Below are 21,048 nucleotides of genomic sequence, written 5' to 3'. Positions count from 1 at the left end.
GATGGCGCGGTGACCGACACTCATTCCGACACCCATTCCGGCGCCGACTCCGTGCCCGGCCCGCAGGCGGCCGCAGGCGTGACGCTCAAGGACATCCAGGCCCCGCTCAAGCAGCAGTACCGCGACGACCCGGGATCCGCGGTCGTCACGCTGTCCGCCGACGGCGAGCTCGGCGCCGGGGTGGCCTGCAAGGTGAGCACCGGCCAGGCGCTCGCCGAGGCCGGGCTGCACCCGGCGACCGGTGGCGACGGCACCCAGCTGTGCTCCGGGGACATGCTGCTGGAGGCGCTGGTCGCCTGCGCCGGGGTGACGCTGCGGGCGGTGGCGACCGCGCTGGAGCTCGACGTGCAGGGCGGCCTGCGGGCCGAGGGGGACCTCGACTTCCGGGGCACCCTCGGCGTCGCCAAGGACGCCCCGGTCGGCTTCCGGGACATCCGGCTGTTCCTCGACGTCGACGTCCGCTCCGGGGACGCCCCGGCCGACCCGGACACGGTCGCCACCCTGGTGCGGCTGACCGAGCGGTACTGCGTGGTCCTGCAGACGATCAAGGGCAGCGCGAGCACGTCGGTCGAGGTCCGGCCGGCCGGCTGAGCCCGCCGGTCGAGCCTGTCCTGCTCCGTCCGGGGGTCGGCGCACTGCGCCGAACGGCATGTGCTGCGCGCCATCACCTGCGGACCACCGCCGGTGGCGGGCCGCTCGTCGCGCGTCACCGTCGGTTCGGCGCCCGGCACGCTCCGGGGTCTCCGGGGCCCGGAGCCGGTCTCCGTACGGTGACGGCGTCCTGGTAGGCGTGACAGGGCGTGCCCACCGACAGCCCGGTGACCGCGCCCCGGTAGGTGACACGTGATCAAGCTGGCGGACGACGTCTCGTCCGGCGATCACGTCTGCGCGGTCCCGGAGAGCGTCGAGCACCTCGGGGAGATCACCTCCGGGTTCGTCGCGCACGGGCTGGCCCGCGGCGAGAAGGTCCTCTTCTTCGACGACGACGGCGCCGCGGACGGGCTGCTGCGCCGGATGACCGAGGACGGTCACGAGACCGGCGAGCCACTGCGCGTCGGGCAGCTGGAGATCCTGCCGGAGGAGGACACCCGGCGGACCTTCCGCACCCCGCTGCCGGACATCCACGCCGGGATCACCGGCGAGGTGACCCGCGCGCTGGACGCGGGCTGGACCGCCGCCCGGATCACCGGCCAGATGCACGGGGCGCTGGACCCGGGTGCGTCCGGCACCCTGCCCGAGTACGACGGGCTGCTCGCCCGGCTGATCCGGGAGAACCGGGACAGCCTCGCCGCGCTCTGCACGTTCGACCACGTGCACTTCCCGGACGAGTCGATCGACATCATGCGCGCGCTGCACCGCGACCACCTCGCGGTGACCGGCGCCTACGACGACGGGCTGCTGCGCATCGTCCGGCTCGGGATCGGGCACGCCCGACTGGCCGGCGAGATCGACCACAGCAACCGGCCGAAGATCACCTCGCTGCTGCACCAGGCGCTGGACGGCACCCTGCGCTCGGCCGACGCCCCCACCGACATCGGGCTCGACATGGCCTCGGTCCGGTTCATCGACGTCGCCTCGGCGGTGGCGCTGGTGCACGCCGCGGAGGGCTTCCCGTCCACCCACCGGCTGGTGCTGCACCGGGTGCGGCCCCGGGTGCAGCGGATCCTCGACCGCTGCGGCGCCGCGTTCTCCCCCCAGCTGGCCTTCGACGACGCGCCGCCCCCGGTCGGGCCGCCCGGCGCGCCGGGACGGTGACGGTCCGATGAAGGTCGCGAGATGAAGGTCAACGCGGTCCCCCGGCCGCCCGGCTTCGCGCACGCGCTGGTGCACGCCGACGACACCGCGGAGCTGGTCCGCCGGGTCGCGCCGGTGGCCGCCGCCGCGGACCGGGACACCGGCGCCCAGATCGCGCTCGCGGTCTCCGCGGAGGCCGAGCAGGCGCTGCGCGCGGAGCTGGCCGACTGCTCCGGCGGGATCGGCAGGCTCACCACGCTGACCCGCTCGGCCCGCGAGTCCGGCCAGACGGTCGCCGCGTGGCGGGCCAGGGAGCTGCGCGCGCTGTCGTCGTCGGGCAGGCCGGTGTTCGTCGTGGCGCAGCACGACCCGGATCTCGACGGGATCGACGGCGGATTCTGGATCGAGCTGGAGGCCGCGCTCAACATCTCGCTGGACGGCCTGCCGGTCACCCAGCTGTGCGTCTACCCGCGGATCCCGCTGCACGGTGCGGTGGGCGACGCGGCGCTGGCCAACCATCCGCTGCAGCTGCGCGGCGAGCAGCTCACCGCGAACCCGGCGTCCCGGCCGCCGGCCGAGGTGCTCGCGGCGCTCCCGTTCGCCCCGCCGCACCTGCTCGGCCCGCCGGACGTCCAGCTGCAGTACAACACCTTCGAGCTGTCCCGGGTGCGGGACGCGGTGGAGGAGGCCGCCCGCGCATGCCGGTTCGATCCGGTGCGCAGCGAGGACATGGTGCAGGCGGTGAACGAGGTGGCGACCAACGCCGTCGAGCACGGCTCGCCGGAGGCCGCGCTGTCGGTCTGGTCCCGCCCGGGCGAGCTGGTGTGCGAGGTGCACGACACCGGCTCGATCCCGCTGGCCCTGATCGGGCTGGCGCCGCCGCACCCGTCGCGCCCGCGCGGGCGCGGCACCTGGATCGCCCGCCAGCTGTGCGACAGCCTGCACGTGTGGCGGGCCCCCGACGGCACCCATGTCCGGCTGCTCGTCCGGGCCTGAGCCCCGTTCGGCGGTGCGCGCACCCCGCCGCCGGAGTGAATCCTCACCCGGATCTCACGTCCGGGGCCCGGCTCCGCTATCCTCGGCGACCGAGGACATCGCACGGAGACGCCGCCCGCCGTCCGTGCGGTGCGGTCTCGTCGTGCCCTCTCCGCGCCCCGGTCGTCCGCCCGGGTGGCGCGCCGCGGCCCGGCGCAGGGCCGCCTGCGGGCCGCACGTCACGAACGATCCGGGGAAAACCGCATGTCCGACGATCACTGTCGATCCAGTGAGTGCGCTGTGACACCAGCACTCGCCGAGTCCGCAGAACGCGCACCGTCCACCGCCGACACCGGGAGCACCGCACCGCAGGTACGGGTCCTGGGTGCCTTCGGCCTGCGCGTCGGCGACCATCCGGTCCCGCTGCCGGTCGACTCGCGCCGCCTCATCGCCTACCTGGCCGTGCACCCGCGCCCGCAGCCGACCGCCGCGCTGGCCGCCGACCTGTGGGCCGGCGTCGGCCCGGGCCCCGCGGCCCGGCTGCTCGACGAGGCCGTGACCGGTGTGGACCTGCCCGAGCTGCTGGCCGCCGACGACCGCGGCCGGCTGCACCTCGCCGACGACGTGCGGGTCGACCTGGCCGAGGCGCTGCTGCTGGTCCGCGGACTGTCCTCGCCGGAGCTGCTGCGCACCGTGCGCGAGATCGGCTGCCCGCAGACCGGTCTGCTCGAGGCCGACATCCTGCCGTCCTGGACGGCGCCGTGGATCGCCGTCGAGCGGGAGCGGTTCCGCCAGCTGCGGCTCTCCGCGCTGGAGGGGCTCTCCGGCACCCTCACCGCGGCCGACCGGCACGACGACGCCGTCGCCGTCGCCCGGCGCGCGGTCGCCACCGCGCCCAGCCGCGAGCGTTCCCGCCGGGCCCTGGTCGAGGCGCTGCTGGCCGGCGGCCACGTCGCCGACGCGCTCGCCGAGTACGAGGAGTTCCAGCGGCTGCTGCGCAACAGCGTCGGCGCCACCCCGGACTCCGAGCTGGACCGGCTGCTCGCCCCGCTCGACTCCGGCTGGCCGCTCGGTCCCGGCCTGCACCGCCCGGTGCAGCGCTGGGGCGTCGGGATGCCCGGCGCCACCCGGCCGGCGCAGCGCGGCCGCCGGCTCGCCGCCGGCAGCCCGGCCAGCGGACGCTGACCGGGCCGGGCACAGCTCCCGGGCCGGCGGGCCCGCGCCCGCCGGCCCAGCCCGGCCCGTGATCCTCAGTGGAACCGGGGCCGCCGCTTCTCGGTGAACGCGGCGAGCCCCTCGGTCCCCTCCGGCCCGGCCGCGCAGGTCGCGATCGCGTCCGCCTCCGCCGCCAGCTGGTCGTCCAGGGTCGATGCCCAGGTCCGGTCCAGCAGCCCGCGGATCCGGCCGAGCGCCGACGTCGGGCCCTGCGCCAGCCGGTGCGCCAGCGCGGCTGCCTCGTCGGCCACCGCGTCGTCGTCGACGACCGAGGCGAGGATCCCGAGCTCGGCCAGCGCGTCGGCGTCCAGCACCTCGTCGGTGAGTAGGATCCGGCGGGCCCGCGCCGCGCCGACCAGCCGCGGCAGGGTCCAGGTCATCCCGCCGTCCGGGGAGAACCCGATCGCCGGGTAGGCCGGGCGCAGCCGGGTGGACCGGCCGCCGACCGCCAGGTCGCAGGCCAGCACGATGCTCATCCCGGCGCCCGCCGCCCAGCCGGGCACCGCGGCGACCGTCGGGACCGGCGAGCCGGCCAGCGGGCGCAGCATCGCGTGGAAGGTGTCGGCCAGGCCGTGCACGTAGCCGTACCGGTCCTCGGCGCCGGCGAACGCGCGCACGTCGCCGCCGGTGCAGAAGTTCTCGCCGTCGCCGTGCAGCAGCACCGCACCGACGCCGTCCGGATCGGCCGGGTCCGCCTGGGCGAGCTTCTCCAGGGCCCCGGCGACCTCCTGCATCGCGGGGCCGTCCAGGGTGCCGTGCCGGCCGGCCGAGATCCGGCAGCGCAGCACCCGGCCGTCGCGTTCCAGAGCGCTCACCCCAGCGCCCGCAGCTTCGGCAGCACGTCCTCGGAGAACTGGGTGAGGAAGCGGCGCTGGTCGTCGCCCGGCCCGTGCACGACGAGGTGGTTGAGTCCGGCGTCGACGTAGGGGCGGATCTGCTCGACCGCCTCGTCCGGGTCGGAGGCGACGATCCAGCGCTGGGTGATCTGCTCGATCGGCAGCTCGTCGGCGAGCCGCTCCATCTCCTGCGAGGAACCGACCGAGTGCTTCTGCTCGGCGGTCAGCGACAGCGGCGCCCAGAACCGGCAGTTCTCCCGCGCGGCCTCCGGGTCCCGGTCGTAGCTGATCTTGATCTCGATCATCTTGTCGATGGTCGCGGCGTCCCGCTCCTCCTTGGCGGCGCCCTCCTCGACGCCCGGGACGAGCTTCTCGGTGTAGAGGTCCATGCCCTTGCCGGAGGTGCAGATGAAGCCGTCGCCGTGCCGGCCGGCGTAGCGCGCGACCATCGGGCCGCCGGCCGCGACGTAGATCGGCACCGGCTGCTCGGGGCGGTCGTAGATCGTCGCGTCGACCAGCGTGTAGTAGTCGCCCTCGAAGGACACGGTGTCCTCGGTCCACAGCGCCCGCATCGCCCGGACCGCCTCGCGCAGCCGGGCGAAGCGCTCCTTGAACTCCGGCCACTCGCGGCCGGAGACGGCGATCTCGTTCAGCGCCTCGCCGGTGCCGACGCCCGCGACGATCCGGCCGCCGGTGAGCAGCGACATCGTCGCGAAGGTCTGGGCGAGCACCGCCGGGTTGTAGCGGAAGGTGGGGGTCAGCACCGAGGTGCCGATCTGGACCCGCTCGGTGCGCTCCCCCACCGCGGCCATCCACGGCAGCGCCGCCGGGGCGTGCCCGCCGGTGTGCCGCCAGGGCAGGAAGTGGTCCGACGCCCAGACGCTGTCCAGCCTGACCTGCTCGGCCAGCACCGCATACTCGACGAGGTCGCGCGGGCCGAACTGCTCGGCCGACGCCTTGTACCCGATCTTGAGATCCACAGGTTGTTCCTTACCGCGTGCAGGGCGCGCACCGGGGTCGGCGCGCCGTGTCCTACCCGAGTACCTACACCCCCGGCGCGCCGCGCGCAGCACCGATCCGGTCACCCGCACCCGCCGGCCCGCCACCGGAGGTGCCGGATCCCCGGAGCCGGGCGGGCCCGGCCGATCCCGGCCCCTACGATCGGGTGCGTGTTCGACCCTGCCGCACCGGACGAGGTCCCGCTCCCACCCGAGCCGGACGACGACCACGGCTGGGAACCGCCGCCGGACGACCGCGACGGTCCCCCCGACGACCCCGGCGGGCCCGTCCCGGCGCCGGTGCGCAGCTCCGACCCGCACGAGGTGCTGCGGCGGGTCTTCGGCTACGACGCGTTCCGCGGCGACCAGGAGGAGATCGTCACCCACGTGGCAGGCGGCGGCGACGCGCTGGTGCTCATGCCGACCGGGGGCGGGAAGTCGCTCTGCTACCAGGTCCCGGCGCTGGTCCGGCCCGGCACCGGCGTCGTCGTGTCGCCGCTGATCGCGCTCATGCAGGACCAGGTCGACGCGCTGCAGGCGCTCGGCGTGCGGGCCGGGTTCCTCAACTCCACCCAGGACGCCGACGAGCGCAGGCTCACCGAGCAGGAGTTCCTGGCCGGCGAGCTGGACCTGCTCTACCTGGCCCCGGAGCGGCTGCGGGTGGAGTCCACCGTCCGGCTGCTGGAGCGCGGCCGGATCGCGCTGTTCGCGATCGACGAGGCGCACTGCGTCGCGCAGTGGGGGCACGACTTCCGGCCCGACTACCTGCTGCTCTCCGAGCTGCACGGGCGCTGGCCGGACGTCCCGCGGATCGCGCTCACCGCGACCGCCACCGAGGCCACCCGCACCGAGATCGCGCAGCGGCTGCAGCTCACCGACGCCCGGCACTTCGTCGCCAGCTTCGACCGGCCCAACATCCAGTACCGGATCGCCCCGAAGAACGAGCCGCGCCGCCAGCTGCTCGACCTGCTGCGCTCCGAGCACGCCGGGGACTCCGGCATCGTCTACTGCCTGTCCCGCAAGTCGGTGGAGCAGACCGCCGAGTTCCTGTCCGGGCAGGGCATCCGGGCGCTGCCCTACCACGCGGGCCTGGACGCGTCGGTGCGCCGGACCAACCAATCCCGGTTCCTGCGCGAGGACGGCCTGGTCATGGTCGCGACGATCGCGTTCGGGATGGGCATCGACAAGCCGGACGTCCGGTTCGTCGCGCACCTCGACCTGCCGAAGTCGGTCGAGGGCTACTACCAGGAGACCGGCCGGGCCGGCCGGGACGGCGAGCCGTCGACGGCCTGGCTCGCCTACGGGCTCGCCGACGTCGTCCAGCAGCGGAAGATGATCGACGACTCGGAGGGCGACGCGGCGCACAAGCGCCGCCTGGGCATGCACCTGGACGCCATGCTCGCGCTCTGCGAGACCACCGAGTGCCGGCGGGTGCAGCTGCTGCGCTACTTCGGCCAGGACCTCGGCACCGGCGCCACCGCCTGCGGCAACTGCGACACCTGCCTGACCCCGGTGACGTCCTGGGACGGGACGGTCGCCGCGCAGAAGGTGCTGTCCGCGGTCTGGCGGCTGCGCAACGAGCGCAGGCAGAGCTTCGGCGCGGTGCACCTGATCGACATCCTGCTCGGCAAGCGGACGCCGAAGGTCGAGCAGTTCTCGCACGACCAGCTGTCGGTGTTCGGGATCGGCACCGAGCTGTCCGAGGTGCAGTGGCGCGGCGTGATCCGCCAGCTGGTGGCGCGCCGGCTGCTGGCCGTCGGCGGGCTGCACTCCACGCTGGTGTTCACCGACGACTCCCCCGCCGTGATGCGCGGCGAGACGCCACTGATGCTGCGCGCCGAGCCGGAGCGCACGGCCCGCCCGCGCACCCGGTCCGGATCGGGCTCCCGACCCGCCGTCGAGCTGTCCGCCGAGGCGGCGCCGGTGTTCGAGCGGCTGCGCAGCTGGCGGGCCGCCGCGGCGAAGGAACAGGGGGTGCCCGCGTACGTGATCTTCCACGACGCGACGCTGCGGGAGATCGCCTCCCGCACCCCGGCCGACCGGGCGGCGCTGGGCACGATCGCCGGGATCGGCGAGGGCAAGCTGGCCCGCTACGGCGACCAGGTGCTCGACGTCCTGCGCGGTGCCGACGCATGAGGCCACTGATCGGGATCACCGCCTACACCGAGCGGGCGAGCTACTGGGTCGTCGAGGACGAGGAGACCGTGCTGGTGCCGCGCGGGTACCTGGACGTGGTCTCCGCGGCCGGCGGCACACCGGTGCTGCTGCCGCCGACCGCGGACGCCGCGGACGCCGCCGCGGCCTGCGACGGCGTGCTGCTGAGCGGCGGGCCGGACATCGGCGCCGCGCACCACGGCTCGGTCCGCGGCCCGCACGACGACGAGCCGCGGACCGAGCGGGACGCCGCCGACCTGGCCGCGGTGCACCGCGCGCTGGAGCTCGGCATCCCGGTGCTCGGCGTGTGCCGCGGGCACCAGCTGCTCAACGTCGCGCTCGGCGGGACGCTGCACCAGCACCTGCCGGACGCGGTCGGCGACGCCGTCGCCGCCGCGCACTCGGCCGGGCCGGGCGTCTACGCGCCGGTGCAGCTCGTCGCCGAGCCCGGCTCCCGGATCGCGGCGGCACTCGGCACCGGTCCGGTCACCGTCCGCTGCCACCATCACCAGTCGGTCGACCGGCCCGGCAGCGGGCTGCGGGTGACCGCCCGGTCCGGCCCGGTGGTCGAGGCGATCGAGCCGGCCCCCGGCGGTCCGTGGGTGCTCGGCGTGCAGTCGCACCCCGAGCGCAGCCCGGACGACCTGCGGCTGGCGCGCGCCCTGGTCGCCGCGGCCCGGGCCCGGGCCGCGGCGACCAGGGCGGCGGCTGACCTCGTTCGGTCCTAGCCTGCCCGCCATGAACCGGACGATCGACTGGAACACCGAGCTCGGCGAGCAGCTGACGTTCCACTGGGAACAGCTGCTCCGCCCCCGGCTCGCCGGGCTCACCGACGACGAGTACCTCTGGGAGCCCGTGCCCGGCATGTGGAGCGTGCGCCCCCGGGGCTCCTCGGTGACCCCGCCGGGGGCCGGCTCCGGCGACCGGGTGATCGACTTCGCCTACCCGGTGCCGGAACCGCCCCCGGTCACGACGATCGCCTGGCGGCTGGTGCACGTCATCGTCGGTGTGCTCGGCATGCGGGTGCACGCGCACTTCGACGGCCCACCGGTCGACTACGACTCGCACACCTGCGCCGGGACCGCCGATCTGGCCCTCGGCCAGCTCGACGACGCCTACCGCCGCTGGACGGCCGGTGTCGCGGCGCTGGGCACCGCGGGCCTGGCCCGGCCGTGCGGGCCCGCCGAGGGCCCCTACGCCGACGCGCCGATGGCCACGCTGGTCCTGCACATCCACCGCGAGGTCATCCACCACGGCGCCGAGATCGCCCTGCTGCGGGACCTGTACGCGGCCGCGCCGCCGGTACGTGGCTGACCCCGGCCGCCGGGCGCCACGCACCGCGTGCATTGTCACCAGTTCCAGTTACGCATGTCGCGCTCCTTTCCCGAATGTGTTCCGACGTTCTCCGCACACGGTCACCAGTTCCAGTTGCGCATGTACCCGGTCCCCTTTCGGTGCGTGCCTGCATCCACCCGTTCCCGGGCATTCGTCACCAGTTCCAGTTGCGCATTCCGAGTCACCTCCCCGCGAACGGACCGGGAGCCCCACCCGGTGTCCCGGCGGCCCGGGAACACCGCCGGCCGTCACTGTCCGCAGCGTCGACACTCGTCTGGGTGAGGTCCGCGAACAAGGGTAAACACGACTTCGCCATGTCAGGCACACTGTTGATCTTCAGCGGCCGGTTCACCGCGCCGGCCGGACCCACCCGTGGGCCGAGTCCGGCCCCGCTGACCAGCGCCGAGTCCGGGGCCCCGGCCGCTATGCTCGACAAGAGAAACGATCAGAGGTTCGGCACCGTTGTCTGGAGATCCGTCGGCATCCGGCGCCCGGGTACCGGGTTCCGGCGACGCGCCGCGCCGCCCGTCGTTCCGGGGGCTGCCACTGCGTGTACGCGGGCTGCTCGTGGCGGTCGAGCTCACCGCCGTACTGCTGCTGGCGGGCGAGATCGCGCTGCGCGGCCCGGAACTGCTCGAACCGCGATCGTGGATCGTCGTGGCGGCACTTCTCGTGGCGGCCGCGCTGCACGCGGAGCTCTCGCTCGGCGCGGAACGGATGCGCCGCCGGATAGCGGACACCCGCTACATCGACCTGAGCTCGGTGTGGACCTTCGCCGCCGCGCTGGTGCTGCCCGCCGCGCTGGCCGCGGCCACCGTCGTGGCCCTCTACACGCACCTGTACTTCCGGGTGTTCCGCCCGGCCGGGACACCCCCGCACCGGCAGCTGTACTCGACGTCGACCGTCGTGCTCGCGGTGTACCTGGTCGCGATGCTGCGCGGGCTGACCGGGGTGGGCGACGACTACGCCTCGGTCGCCGGCGCCGCCACCCTGGCCGGCTGCCTGCTGGCCTACACGCTGACGAACACCCTGCTGGTGGTCGCGGTGATCCGGCTGTCGCAGCCGCGGTCGTCGTTCCTGGCGATCCTGGCCGGCGGCGAGATCGCGCTCGAGCTGGCGACGCTCAGCCTGGGTGCGCTGGTCGCCGTGGTGGTGCTGCCGGACCACTGGCCGCTGGTCGTCCTGCTGGTGCCGTTGCTGCTGCTGCTCGAACAGACGACGCTGGTCCGCCAGCTGGAGGACAAGGCGAACACCGACCCGAAGACCGGCCTGCTCAACGCCGACGCCTGGCGGGCCCGGGCCACCCGGCTGCTCGCCGGCGCCCGCCGGGACCGGGTCGCCGCCGGGGTGCTGATCCTCGATCTCGACCACTTCAAGGACGTCAACGACCGGCACGGCCACCTGGTCGGGGACGCCGTGCTGGCCTCGATGGCCGAGGTGCTGACCGGTGAGGTCCGCGGCGCCGACGTGGTCGGCCGGTTCGGCGGCGAGGAGTTCGTGGTCGCGATGGGCACGATGAAGCAGGACCCGGCGGCCGGCGCGACCGCGGTGCACGAGATGTGCGAGCGCATCCGGCGCCGGGTGGAGTCGCTCAGCGTGGACGTACCCTCGCCGACCGGCGACGTGCGGATCGACCGGCTCAGCGTGTCGGTCGGGGCCGCCGTCGCGCCCGGTGCGGGCAGCGAGCTCGATCGGCTGCTCGCCGCCGCGGACGAGGCGCTCTACACCGCGAAACGGGCCGGCCGGAACCGGGTCCGGGTGCGCGCGAACGGCGCCGGGCAGGCCGGCCCGGCGCGCTGAGCGGGGCGCGCGGCTACCGCTCCCGGCTGATCCGCTTGAGCACCGGCGGGAGCTCGCCGGAGTGCAGCACGCCGAGCCGCTGGGTGGCCCGGGTGATCGCCACGTAGAGGTCGCTGAGGCCGCGCGGCGACTCGGTGAGCATCTCCTGCGGCTCGACGACGAGCACGGCGTCGAACTCCAGGCCCTTCGATCCGGTCACCGCGAGCACGACGACCGCGGTGTCCAGCTCGTCCGGGTCGGTCGCGGCGTCGATGATCCCGGCGGCGACCAGCGCGTCCCGGGTCTGCTGCAGTCGCGCGGCCGGGACGAGCACCGCCGTCCGGCCCTCGCCGACCGCGTCCCGCGCGGCGACGACCCGGTCGGCCAGCACCCGGTCACGCTCGGCACCGGCGACCGGCAGCGGCGCCGCCCACGGCGGCACCCCGGTCGAGCGGACCGACGACGGCGGCTGCAGCGACGGGTCGATCTCGGCGAGCACGTCGTCGGCGACGTCGGCGATCTCGGCGGGCGTCCGGTAGTTGACGGTCAGCTGTTCCAGCCGCCAGCGCCGGGCCACGAACGGCGACAGCACCTCGTTCCACGATCCGGCGCCGCCCCGGTCGCCGGTCTGCGCGATGTCCCCGACCAGGGTCATCGACCGGGCGGGCGCCCGGCGCATGACCATCCGCCAGGCCATCGCGGACAGCTCCTGCGCCTCGTCGACGATCACGTGCCCGTAGGTCCACTCGCGGTCCGCGGCGGCCCGCTCGGCGGTGGAGTCGTAGCGGGCGACCTGCATCCGCTCGGCGAGCCGGTCGGCGTCGATGATGTCGGTGGCGCGCAGCAGCTCCGGATCGAGGTCCTCCTCGAGATCGAGCACGTCCAGCACGCCCTGCGCGTACTCGACCTCCTCGCGCAGCGCGGCGGCCTCGGCCGCGGCCTGCGCGGCGCCGTCGTCGCCGAGCAGCTCGGCGGCCTCGTCGAGCAGCGCCACGTCCGCCGCCGACCAGCGCTGCTCGTAGGGCACGTCGGGACCGGGCGCGTCACGCTCCAGCAGCACCCGCTCGTCGGCCGGGATCCGCCGGGCCACCGAGTTCAGCCGCCTGCGGTCGGCGAACAGGTCGGTGAGCAGCTGCTCGGGCGACAGCGTCGGCCACAGCTGCTCCAGCTCCTGCTGCAGCGCCGGCGACTCGGTGAGCTCGTCGCGGATGTCGTCGACGTCGAGCCGGTCCAGCAGCTCTGCGCCGACCCGCCGGGCGACCTGCTGGGCGAGCAGCCGCAGCAGCTCCTTGCGGAACGTCCGGCGGGCCTCGTTGTGCGGCTTGCGGGAGCGCCGCGCGCGGGTCCTGGCCTGGGTGACGGTGTCCCGGTCCAGCACCACCCGCTGCTGCTCGACGACCAGCTCGATCGGCTTGCGCGGCACCTGCTGGCGGTCCCGCACGGCGGCCGCGACGACGGCCGCCATGTCCGCGCGGCCCTTGAGCTCCGCGGTCGCCGGGTCCTCCGCGCGCCGCGCGTCCAGGCCGGGATAGAGCTGGGCGACGGTGCCCAGCACCACCGAGGTCTCCCCCAGCGACGGCAGCACCTGCCCGATGTAGCGCAGGAACGTCGGGTTCGGCCCGACGACGAGCACGCCGCGCCGGGCGAGCCGGTCGCGGTGGGTGTAGAGCAGGTAGGCGGCACGGTGCAGGGCGACCGCCGTCTTGCCGGTGCCCGGCCCGCCCTGCACGACCAGCACCCCGGACGGCTTGGACCGGATGATCCGGTCCTGCTCGCCCTGGATGGTGGCGACGATGTCGCCCATCCGGCCGGTGCGCGCCTCGGACACCGCGGCCAGCAGCGCCGCCTCGCTGGTCAGCCCGGCCCCGGCGCGGGCCCGCTCGTCGTCGTCCATCTCGGCGAGGTTGAGCGGCTCGTCGTCGATCGCGACGACCTGGCGGAGCCGGGTCCGCAGGTGCCTGCGCCGGCGCATGCCCTCCGGGTTCGCCGCCGTCGCGGTGTAGAACGGCCGGGCCGCCGGCGCCCGCCAGTCCATCAGCAGCGGCTCGTACTCGTTCTGCTCGTCGAGCAGGCCGATCCGGCCGACGTAGCGGATCTCGCCGTCGTCGGAGTCCAGCCGGCCGAACGCGAGGCCGTGCTCGGCGGCCCGCAGCGCGGCCAGCCGGTCGGCCAGCAGCGCCGCGGCCGCGTCCCGCTGGGTCAGCGCCTGCGGGGTGCCGACGGTCTCCTCGCGCAGCGTGTCGGCGAGCCGCCGCGCGGTGTCCCGGCGGCGGTCCTCGAGCTGCTCGTAGAGCATGCCGACGTAGGTCTGCTCGTGGAGCAGCTCCGGATCGGTTCCGGCATCGGCCCCCTGGTCGGCGGGAGGACCGACGGACGGGTCGGGCGTGGGTTCGGGCACGGCGCGGGGATCCTCCACCGAGGGGACGAGCACGGTCGCGACGCCTGCCGGTGCGGGCTCCTCCGTGGACCCTGCACCCGTCGGGCGGCGCGACGTATCAACGTACCAGCGGTGCACGACCGGCCGCCGCGCGCTCGTCGCGGCGAGCCGGGCCCGGCCTCAGCCGCGCTGGCGCGGCGCCCGTCCGGCCGGCTGCTCCACCGGCTCCACCCACTCGGTGGTCGGAGTCGGGGCGGTCACCGGGCCCTCGCCGTCCAGCGCGATCGGCTCGTCGTGGTGCCGCAGCCGCATCGGCGCGCCGTCGAGCAGCTGGTACTCGACCTCGTCCGGGGTGATCGTGACCCGGAGCCTGCGGCCCTGCCACTTCAGCCCGAACGAGATCCGGGACAGCGACGGCGGGAGCACCGGCGCGAACGACAGTCCGTCGGCCTCGCAGCGCATCCCGCCGAAGCCCAGCACCACCGCCGACCAGGTGCCCGCCATGGAGGCGATGTGCATGCCGTGGTCGGTGTTGCCGGCCAGGTCCTGCAGGTCGACCAGGGCCGCCTCGGCGAGGTACTGGTGGGCCAGCTCCAGGTGCCCGGTGCGGGCGGCGAGCACCGCCTGGGTGCACGCCGACAGCGACGAGTCCCGCACCGTGATCGCCTCGTAGTAGGCGAAGTTGCGGCGCTTCTGCTCCTCGGTGAACTCGTCCGGGAAGATCTGCATCGCCAGCACGAGATCGGCCTGCTTGACGACCTGCTTGCGGTACAGGTCGAAGTACGGGTAGTTCAGCAGCAGCGGGTACCGCTCGGCCGGGGTGTCGTCGAAGTTCCACCGCTGGTGGTCGGTGAAGCCCTCGGACTGCGGGTGCACGCCGAGCCGGGAGTCGAACGGGATCAGCATCGCGGTCGCCGCGTCCCGCCAGGAGGCGATCTCCTCGGAGTCGACGCCCAGCCGGGCCGCCGACCGCGGGTGCTTGGCCGCGACCTCCGCGGCGTAGCGCAGGTTCTGCCGGGCCATCAGGTTGGTGTAGACGTTGTTGTCGGCGATCGAGGAGTACTCGTCCGGCCCGGTCACGCCGTCGATCCGGAAGTTCCCGGCCGAGTCGTGATGACCCAGCGAGCGCCACAGCCGCGCGGTCGCGACCAGCAGCTCCAGCCCGACCTCCAGCTCGAACTTGGTGTCGCCGGTCGCCGCGACGTGCCGCTTCACCGCGTCCGCGATGTCGGCGTTGATGTGGAACGCCGCGGTGCCGGCCGGCCAGTAGCCCGAGCACTCGTGCCCGCGGATCGTCCGCCACGGGAACGCGGCGCCCTTGAGGCCGAGCGTCTCGGCCCGCTCGAACGCCTGCGGCAGGATCGAGCGGCGCCAGCGCAGCGCGTCCGCCGCCGCGTCCGGCGCGACGAACGACAGCACCTGCAGGCAGAACGTCTCGGTGTCCCAGAAGGTGTGGCCGTCGTAGCCGTCGCCGGTCAGGCCCTTGGCCGGGATGCAGCGCCGCTCGGCGCGGGCACCGGCCTGCAGGATGTGGAACGTCGCGAGCCGCACCGCCTGCTGCAGCTCGGCGTCGCCGTCGATCTCGACGTCGGCGGTGGCCCAGAAGTCGTCGAGGTACTCGCGCTGCTCGCGGACCAGGCCGTCCCAGCCGGTGTAGCGGGCCGCGGCGATGGCCGCCCGGACCTGGTCGTAGACCGCGGGCAGGCTGCGCCGCGACGACCAGCCGTAGGACAGGTACTTGACGACGCGCAGCGTCTCCCCCGGCCGGACCCGGGCGATGATCGTGGTGCGGGCCAGGTCCTCGTTCGCGTCGGTGCTGACCTGGATGCCCTCCGGGCCGCTGACCTCGTGCTCCATCGCGGCGCCGCAGCGCAGGCCGGACTTGCGGGTGGAGTGCACCAGGGTCGCGCCGGCGTCACCGGCCCGGGACTGCTCGGGCTCCAGGACGTTGTCCAGCGCGGTGTCCAGCCGTGGATCGTCGGCGTCGCGGCCGGGGAGCTGCTCGTTGGCGACCAGCTCGGACTGCAGCACCAGCAGCGCGCCGTCGTTCTCGTCGCCGGTGCCGTTGCCGACCAGCTCGACCTCGTAGCAGATCGCGGCGATCGCCCGCTGGGTCAGCGACACCAGCCGGGTCGAGCGCACCTTGACCGCGCGGCCGGCCGGCGACTCCCACTCGACGTCGCGCTCCAGGGTCCCGGCCTGCATGTCGAGCACCCGCTCGTGCCGGCGCAGGGTGCCGTAGCGCAGGTCGAACGGCTCGTCGTCGACCAGCAGCCGGATCAGCTTGCCGTTGGTGACGTTGACGATCGTCTGCCCGGACTCCGGGTAGCCGTAGCCGCCCTCGGCGTAGGGCAGCGGGCGCACCTCGTAGAACGAGTTCAGGTAGGTGCCGGGCAGCACGTGCGGCTCGCCCTCGTCGAGATTGCCGCGCAGGCCGATGTGCCCGTTGGACAGGGCGAACACCGACTCGGTCTGGCCCATCGCGTCCAGGTCGAGGCGCGGCTCACGGATCACCCACGGCTCGGTGGTGAACGTGGGCAGGTGGTCGGGCTTCACGAGCGCTCCAGCAGGTCGGCGAGATCGGTGACGACGACGTCCGCGCCGTGCTCACGCAGCGCGGCGGCCTGGTCGAGGCGGTCGACGCCGATGACGGCGCCGAAGCCTCCCGCGTGGCCGGCCTGCACGCCGGCCAGCGCGTCCTCGAACACCACGGCGGCGGACCGGTCGACGTCGAGGTCCGCGGCGGCGGCGAGGAAGGTGTCGGGGGCCGGCTTGCCGGGCAGCCCGCGCTCCCGGGCGGTGACGCCGTCGACCCGGTGGTCGATGAACGTCTCCAGCCCGGTGACCCGCAGGATCTGCTCGGCGTTCGCCGACGAGGAGACGACGGCGGTGACCAGCCCGGCCTCCCGCACCGCCTCCAGGTAGCGGCGCGATCCGGGGTACACCCGGACGCCCTCGGTGATCTTGACCTGGACCAGGTCGTTCTTACGGGTCGACAGGCCCCAGAGGGTCTCGGTGTCGGCGTCGTCGTCCGGGGTGCCCTCGGGCAGCGCCACCCCGCGCGAGGCGAGGAAGCTGCGGGTCCCCTCCAGGCGCGGCTTGCCGTCCACGTACGGGCCGTAGTCGGCGGCGACGTCGAACGGGGTGAAGTCCTCCCCGTCCCGGCGTCGCAGGTACTCGTCGAACATCTGCTTCCACGCCGCGGCGTGGACGCTCGCGGTGTCGGTCAGCACGCCGTCGAGATCGAACAGGCACGCGCGTGCGCCGTCGGGCAGCCCCAGCATGGCGCGCACGCTATCCGGATCGATGAAGGTCCGTCGCCCCCGGGAGTGCCCCGGGTACCCGCGAATCGGAGATCACAACCCTGCCGCGGCGTCCAGCGGCAGGTTGAACAGGACGAACGGGGCACGGGTGGCGTGGGTGACCTCGATCCGACAACCCGGTCCCTCCGGCGGGGTGACGAGCTGCACGTGCACCGCGCCGCCGCCGCGCACCGGCTCGATCTCCTCCTGCACGGCGCGGCGCACCGCGGCCAGCACGGACAGCGGCGGCACCGCGGCACCCGGGTCGACGCCCGCGGCGGCCGGGTCGTCGATCTCGGCGGTCAGCCGGGCGCCGAACCGGGTCCGCTCGATCTGCAGGTACGCCCGGACCGCGGCCAGCTCCTCGTCCAGCCGGATCGCGGGCTCCTCGGCCCGGTCGGCCGCCCGGGACAGGTCGGCGAAGCCGAGCAGCAGCTCGCGGGCCCGCGGCGGGTCGGTGCGCACCAGCGAGGCGATCGTGTTCAGCGTGTTGTAGACGAAGTGCTGCTCCAGCCGCCGGGACAGCGGGCCGTGCCAGGTGCCCGCGGGCCCGGGCTCGGGCTCGGACCCGGCCGGCGCCGGCGCGGGCTCGACGGGGGCGGCGGGGGCGGCCGGGACGGTCGCGACTGCGGCCGGCACCTCGAACAGCTCGTCGTCCTGCTCGTCGGCCGGCACCAGCCCCCGCCAGGACGGCAGCGCGAGCCGCCCGGCCGCCGTCCGGCCGCGGTGCTCGACCGCGCAGGCCAGCCCGGGCGCCAGCCACCGGGCGTCCGCGGCGACGCCGTCCGGGACCCCGGCCGGCGGCGCGCCGGGCGCGGCGGCGCGGACGGTGCGCGCGTCGGCGTCCGCGGCGCCGATCCCGACCCGGCCGACGTACTGCGGGCCCTCCGGCCCGGGCAGCGCCAGCAGCACCGCGGCGATCCGGTCCGGCCGCCCGGGTGCGGGCACCCAGCCCGCGACCAGCGCCTGCCTGCGCCTGCGCAGCGGCACCCGCAGCCAGTTCCGGGTCCGCCTGCCCGGCTGGTACGGCACGTCGAGCCGCTTCAGGTGCAGCCCGTCCAGCCCGTACTGCTCGGCGGTGCGTACCACCAGGTCGGCCTCGTCCAGCCCGAACGACGGCGGCACCAGGATCGCCGGACCGGCCAGCGCCAGCTCCTCCAGCTCCGCCCGCCGGCGCCGGTAGGGCAGCTCCAGCACCCGCCGCCCGTCGCACCAGAGCAGGTCGGTCACCACGTAGCCGACTGGGACCTCGGCGCGCAGCGCGGCGTCCGGCGCGAGCGTCGCGGTGCGGCGCAGCAGCGGCCCGCGCGACGGGCGGCCCGCCTCGTCCAGGGCGACCACGGTGCCGTCGAGTACCAGCCCGCCCGGCGGCGCCTGAGCGGCCAGCACGCCGAGCTCGGGGAACGACCCGGTGACGCTGCGCGCCGTCGACGACAGCAGCCGGACCCGCCCGCGGCTGACGTAGGCGACGCAGCGGTGGCCCTCCCAGCCGAACTCGACGGCCCACCGCGCGGGATCGGTCGCGTCGGACAGCTCGCCGGTCGCGGGCAGCATCGGCGGGACGAGTTCGGGCATGGTCGGGCGGGACCCGCCCGACACCCCACCCCCGGTCACGGGCCCACGGTAGTCGGGCCGACGGCGCCGGGTTCCAGCCGCGGTCGCCGCGTCCGGGCCACCAGGCACAATCGGGGCCATCATGACGCTCACCGACCGGCTCCCCCGCAGCTCCGGCCCCGACGACCCGATCGACCCCGCCGACCTGGTGGAGATCTTCGCCGACTGGGCGTTCGACGAGCGCGGGCTGTCGCTGTACCCGGCGCAGGAGGAGGCGCTGCTGGAGCTGGTGACCGGCGCGAACGTCATCCTGTCCACCCCGACCGGCTCCGGGAAGTCGCTGGTCGCGATGGGCGCGCACGCCGCGGCGCTGGCCCGCGGCGAACGCACCTTCTACACCGCGCCGATCAAGGCGCTGGTCAGCGAGAAGTTCTTCGCGCTGTGCGAGGTGTTCGGCGCGGACAAGGTCGGCATGCTGACCGGCGACGCCGCGGTGAACGAGAAGGCGCCGATCATCTGCTGCACCGCCGAGATCCTGGCGAACCTGGCGCTGCGCACCGGGTCCGGCGCCGACGTCGGCTCCGTGGTGATGGACGAGTTCCACTTCTACGCCGACCCGTCCCGCGGCTGGGCCTGGCAGGTGCCGATCGTGGAGCTCCCGCAGGCCCAGTTCCTGCTGATGAGCGCCACCCTGGGCGACACGTCGTTCTTCGCCGAGGACCTGACCCGGCGCACCGGCCGGGAGACCGCCGAGATCACCTCGGTGGACCGGCCGGTGCCGCTGCACTTCCGCTACGTCGTCGAGCCGCTGCACGAGACGATCGCCGAGCTGCTCGCCACCCGCGAGGCGCCGGTCTACATCGTCCACTTCACCCAGCAGGCCGCAGTCGAGCGGGCACAGGCGCTGATGAGCGTCAACGTCACCTCCCGGGAGGACAAGGCGGCCATCGCCGAGACGATCGGCGCGTTCCGGTTCACCTCCGGGTTCGGCCGCACGCTGTCCCGGCTGGTCCGGCACGGCATCGGCGTGCACCACGCCGGGATGCTGCCCCGCTACCGGCGGCTCGTGGAGACCCTCGCCCAGGCCGGCCTGCTCAAGGTCATCTGCGGCACCGACACGCTCGGCGTCGGCATCAACGTGCCGATCCGCACGGTGCTGTTCACCGCGCTGTCCAAGTACGACGGCCGCCGGGTCCGCCCGCTCAAGGCCCGCGAGTTCCACCAGATCGCCGGCCGCGCCGGCCGCGCCGGGTACGACACCGTCGGCACCGTCGTCGCCCAGGCCCCCGAGCACGACATCGAGAACGCGAAGGCGCTCGCCAAGGCGGGCGACGACCCGAAGAAGCGCCGGAAGGTCCAGCGCAAGCAGCCGCCGGAGGGCTTCGTCGGCTGGTCCCAGACGTCGTTCGAGAAGCTGCAGCAGGCCCGGCCCGAGCCGCTGACCAGCCACTTCGAGGTCACCCACGCGATGCTGCTGAACGTGATCTCGCGCGGCGGCGACACCTACGCCGCGATGCGGCACCTGCTCACCGACAACCACGAGCCGCGCCGCCGCCAGCTCCGGCACATGCTGCGGGCGATCGCGATCTACCGGGCGCTGCGCAGCGCGGGCGTCGTCGAGGAGTACACCGTGGAGGGCGCCGCCCGGCCCCGCGCCCGGGTCGTCGACGAGCTGCAGCTGGACTTCGCGCTCAACCAGCCGCTGTCGCCGTTCGCGCTCGCCGTGTTCGAGCTGCTCGACCAGGAGTCCCCGGACTACGCCCTCGACGTGCTGTCGGTCGTCGAGTCCACGCTGGACGACCCGCGCCAGATCCTGGCCGCCCAGCAGAACAAGGCCCGCGGCGAGGCGGTCGCGGCGATGAAGGCCGACGGCATCGAGTACGAGGAGCGGATGGCCCGGCTGGAGGAGGTCACCCACCCCCGGCCGCTGGCGGAGATGCTGCACGCGGCGCTGGAGACCTACCGGCGCGGCGCACCGTGGGTGGCCGACGCCGTGCTCTCGCCGAAGTCCGTGGTGCGCGACATGAGCGAGCGGGCGATGACGTTCACCGAGTACGTCTCGCACTACCAGCTCGCCCGCTCCGAGGGGCTGGTGCTGCGCTACCTCGCCGACGCCTACCGGGCGCTGCGCCAGACCGTGCCCGAGCACGCCCGCACCGAGGAGCTCACCGACCTGATCGAGTGGCTCGGTGAGTTGGTCCGGCAGACCGATTCCTCGCTGCTCGACGAGTGGGAGAAGCTCGCCGCAGGCGCCGACACCGGGGACGGCGAGATCACCCCGCCCGGCGCGGACGTCGGGCTCGCCGCACCGGCCGGGGTCACCGGCAACGCGCGGGCGTTCCGGGTGCTGGTCCGCAACGCGCTGTTCCGCCGGGTGGAGCTGCTCGCGCTGGGCCGCTACGAGGAGCTCGGCGCGCTCGACGGCGAGGCGGGCTGGACGGCGCAGCGGTGGCGGGACGCGGTGGCGCCCTACTTCGCGGTGCACGACCGGATCGGCTTCGGGCCGGAGGCCCGCGGGCCCGCGCTGTTCGACCTCACCGAGGAGGCCGACCGCTGGCTGGTCCGCCAGGTGCTCGACGACCCGGCGGGCGACCGGGACTGGGCGATCACCGCCGAGATCGATCTCGCGGCCTCGGACGAGGCCGGGGAGGCCGTCGTCTGGGTGACGGGAGTGACCGACGGGTCACCGTCCGACGTGCACGACCCGCAGGCGTAACCCGGTCGGCCCCATCGGACCGGCCGCATCGGTTACGGTGTTCCACGATCGAGAGGGCAGTCCCTCCACCGGA

At 74.7% G+C, this 21,048-nt stretch carries 15 protein-coding genes; 9 read left to right on the top strand and 6 right to left on the bottom strand.

What is annotated here, in order from left to right:
- Positions 1 to 78: 78 nt before the first annotated feature.
- From ACVJO7_RS21630 to ACVJO7_RS21615, 4 genes are all read left to right on the top strand, one after another.
- A complete protein-coding gene (locus tag ACVJO7_RS21630) occupies positions 79 to 591 on the top strand; it encodes an OsmC family protein (protein ID WP_344018003.1) in 513 nt (170 codons plus the stop codon).
- A 252-nt stretch (positions 592 to 843) separates the two neighbouring features.
- Positions 844 to 1,755, top strand: coding sequence for an MEDS domain-containing protein (locus ACVJO7_RS21625; protein ID WP_491674383.1), 912 nt, complete (start codon positions 844 to 846; stop codon positions 1,753 to 1,755).
- Between the two features lie 21 nt (positions 1,756 to 1,776).
- Complete coding sequence (locus tag ACVJO7_RS21620; protein ID WP_344017758.1) at positions 1,777 to 2,730, top strand: ATP-binding protein; 954 nt, start codon at positions 1,777 to 1,779, stop codon at positions 2,728 to 2,730.
- A gap of 279 nt (positions 2,731 to 3,009) precedes the next feature.
- A complete protein-coding gene (locus tag ACVJO7_RS21615) occupies positions 3,010 to 3,894 on the top strand; it encodes an AfsR/SARP family transcriptional regulator (RefSeq protein WP_344017759.1) in 885 nt (294 codons plus the stop codon).
- Positions 3,895 to 3,959: 65 nt separating this feature from the next.
- Here ACVJO7_RS21615 and ACVJO7_RS21610 read toward each other — a convergent pair whose 3' ends face one another.
- A complete protein-coding gene (locus ACVJO7_RS21610; protein ID WP_491674382.1) occupies positions 3,960 to 4,739 on the bottom strand; it encodes an enoyl-CoA hydratase/isomerase family protein in 780 nt (259 codons plus the stop codon).
- Complete coding sequence (gene fgd / locus ACVJO7_RS21605; protein WP_491674381.1) at positions 4,736 to 5,740, bottom strand: glucose-6-phosphate dehydrogenase (coenzyme-F420); 1,005 nt, start codon at positions 5,738 to 5,740, stop codon at positions 4,736 to 4,738. The genes ACVJO7_RS21610 and fgd overlap by 4 nt, the downstream gene beginning before the upstream one ends.
- A 318-nt stretch (positions 5,741 to 6,058) precedes the next feature.
- Here fgd and recQ point away from each other — a divergent pair, with 318 nt between their 5' ends.
- The 4 genes from recQ (at position 6,059) to ACVJO7_RS21585 (ending at position 11,047) form a co-directional block, all read left to right on the top strand.
- On the top strand, positions 6,059 to 7,894 hold the full coding sequence (recQ, locus tag ACVJO7_RS21600) for a DNA helicase RecQ (protein WP_491674487.1): 1,836 nt from the start codon (positions 6,059 to 6,061) through the stop codon (positions 7,892 to 7,894).
- Complete coding sequence (locus ACVJO7_RS21595; protein ID WP_491674380.1) at positions 7,891 to 8,640, top strand: gamma-glutamyl-gamma-aminobutyrate hydrolase family protein; 750 nt, start codon at positions 7,891 to 7,893, stop codon at positions 8,638 to 8,640. Before recQ ends, ACVJO7_RS21595 begins: the two co-directional genes overlap by 4 nt.
- A 10-nt stretch (positions 8,641 to 8,650) precedes the next feature.
- Positions 8,651 to 9,226, top strand: coding sequence for a DinB family protein (locus ACVJO7_RS21590; protein WP_491674379.1), 576 nt, complete (start codon positions 8,651 to 8,653; stop codon positions 9,224 to 9,226).
- 588 nt (positions 9,227 to 9,814) lie between these two features.
- Complete coding sequence (locus tag ACVJO7_RS21585) at positions 9,815 to 11,047, top strand: GGDEF domain-containing protein (protein WP_491674378.1); 1,233 nt, start codon at positions 9,815 to 9,817, stop codon at positions 11,045 to 11,047.
- Positions 11,048 to 11,060: 13 nt separating this feature from the next.
- Here ACVJO7_RS21585 and ACVJO7_RS21580 read toward each other — a convergent pair whose 3' ends face one another.
- The 4 genes from ACVJO7_RS21580 to ACVJO7_RS21565 all read right to left on the bottom strand — a co-directional run bounded on the left by ACVJO7_RS21580 (position 11,061) and on the right by ACVJO7_RS21565 (position 18,319).
- Entirely contained in the window at positions 11,061 to 13,322 is a 2,262-nt protein-coding gene (locus ACVJO7_RS21580) for a HelD family protein (RefSeq protein WP_491674486.1), read from the bottom strand.
- 261 nt (positions 13,323 to 13,583) lie between these two features.
- Positions 13,584 to 15,959, bottom strand: a complete 2,376-nt coding sequence (locus ACVJO7_RS21575; RefSeq protein WP_491674377.1) for a glycoside hydrolase family 65 protein — start codon at positions 15,957 to 15,959, stop codon at positions 13,584 to 13,586.
- The gene (locus ACVJO7_RS21570) at positions 15,956 to 16,687 is read right to left on the bottom strand and encodes a beta-phosphoglucomutase family hydrolase (RefSeq protein WP_491674376.1); all 732 of its coding nucleotides are present in this window, start codon (positions 16,685 to 16,687) and stop codon (positions 15,956 to 15,958) included. The genes ACVJO7_RS21575 and ACVJO7_RS21570 overlap by 4 nt, the downstream gene beginning before the upstream one ends.
- Before the next feature lie 72 nt (positions 16,688 to 16,759).
- Positions 16,760 to 18,319 carry an ATP-dependent DNA ligase gene (locus ACVJO7_RS21565; protein WP_491674375.1) on the bottom strand — a complete coding sequence of 520 codons (1,560 nt, stop codon included), beginning with the start codon at positions 18,317 to 18,319 and terminating at the stop codon, positions 16,760 to 16,762.
- 82 nt (positions 18,320 to 18,401) lie between these two features.
- Between ACVJO7_RS21565 and ACVJO7_RS21560 the strand changes: the two genes are divergently transcribed.
- The gene (locus ACVJO7_RS21560) at positions 18,402 to 20,975 is read left to right on the top strand and encodes a DEAD/DEAH box helicase (protein ID WP_491674374.1); all 2,574 of its coding nucleotides are present in this window, start codon (positions 18,402 to 18,404) and stop codon (positions 20,973 to 20,975) included.
- Positions 20,976 to 21,048 lie beyond the last annotated feature (73 nt).

The organism is Pseudonocardia sp. DxW, assembly GCF_058448985.1.
The sequence above is the reverse complement of the archived record's forward strand: the minus strand, read 5'-3'. Positions and strand labels throughout refer to the sequence as shown.

Bases quoted from the DNA above. Each gene is read 5' to 3' on its own strand.
- ACVJO7_RS21590 (WP_491674379.1), top strand. From the start codon at position 8,651: ATGAACCGGACGATCGACTGGAACACCGAGCTCGGCGAGCAGCTGACG.
- ACVJO7_RS21560 (WP_491674374.1), top strand. From the start codon at position 18,402: ATGACGCTCACCGACCGGCTCCCCCGCAGCTCCGGCCCCGACGACCCG.
- ACVJO7_RS21570 (WP_491674376.1), bottom strand. From the start codon at position 16,687: ATGCTGGGGCTGCCCGACGGCGCACGCGCGTGCCTGTTCGATCTCGAC.
- ACVJO7_RS21620 (WP_344017758.1), top strand. From the start codon at position 1,777: ATGAAGGTCAACGCGGTCCCCCGGCCGCCCGGCTTCGCGCACGCGCTG.
- ACVJO7_RS21580 (WP_491674486.1), bottom strand. From the start codon at position 13,322: ATGCTCTACGAGCAGCTCGAGGACCGCCGCCGGGACACCGCGCGGCGG.
- ACVJO7_RS21595 (WP_491674380.1), top strand. From the start codon at position 7,891: ATGAGGCCACTGATCGGGATCACCGCCTACACCGAGCGGGCGAGCTAC.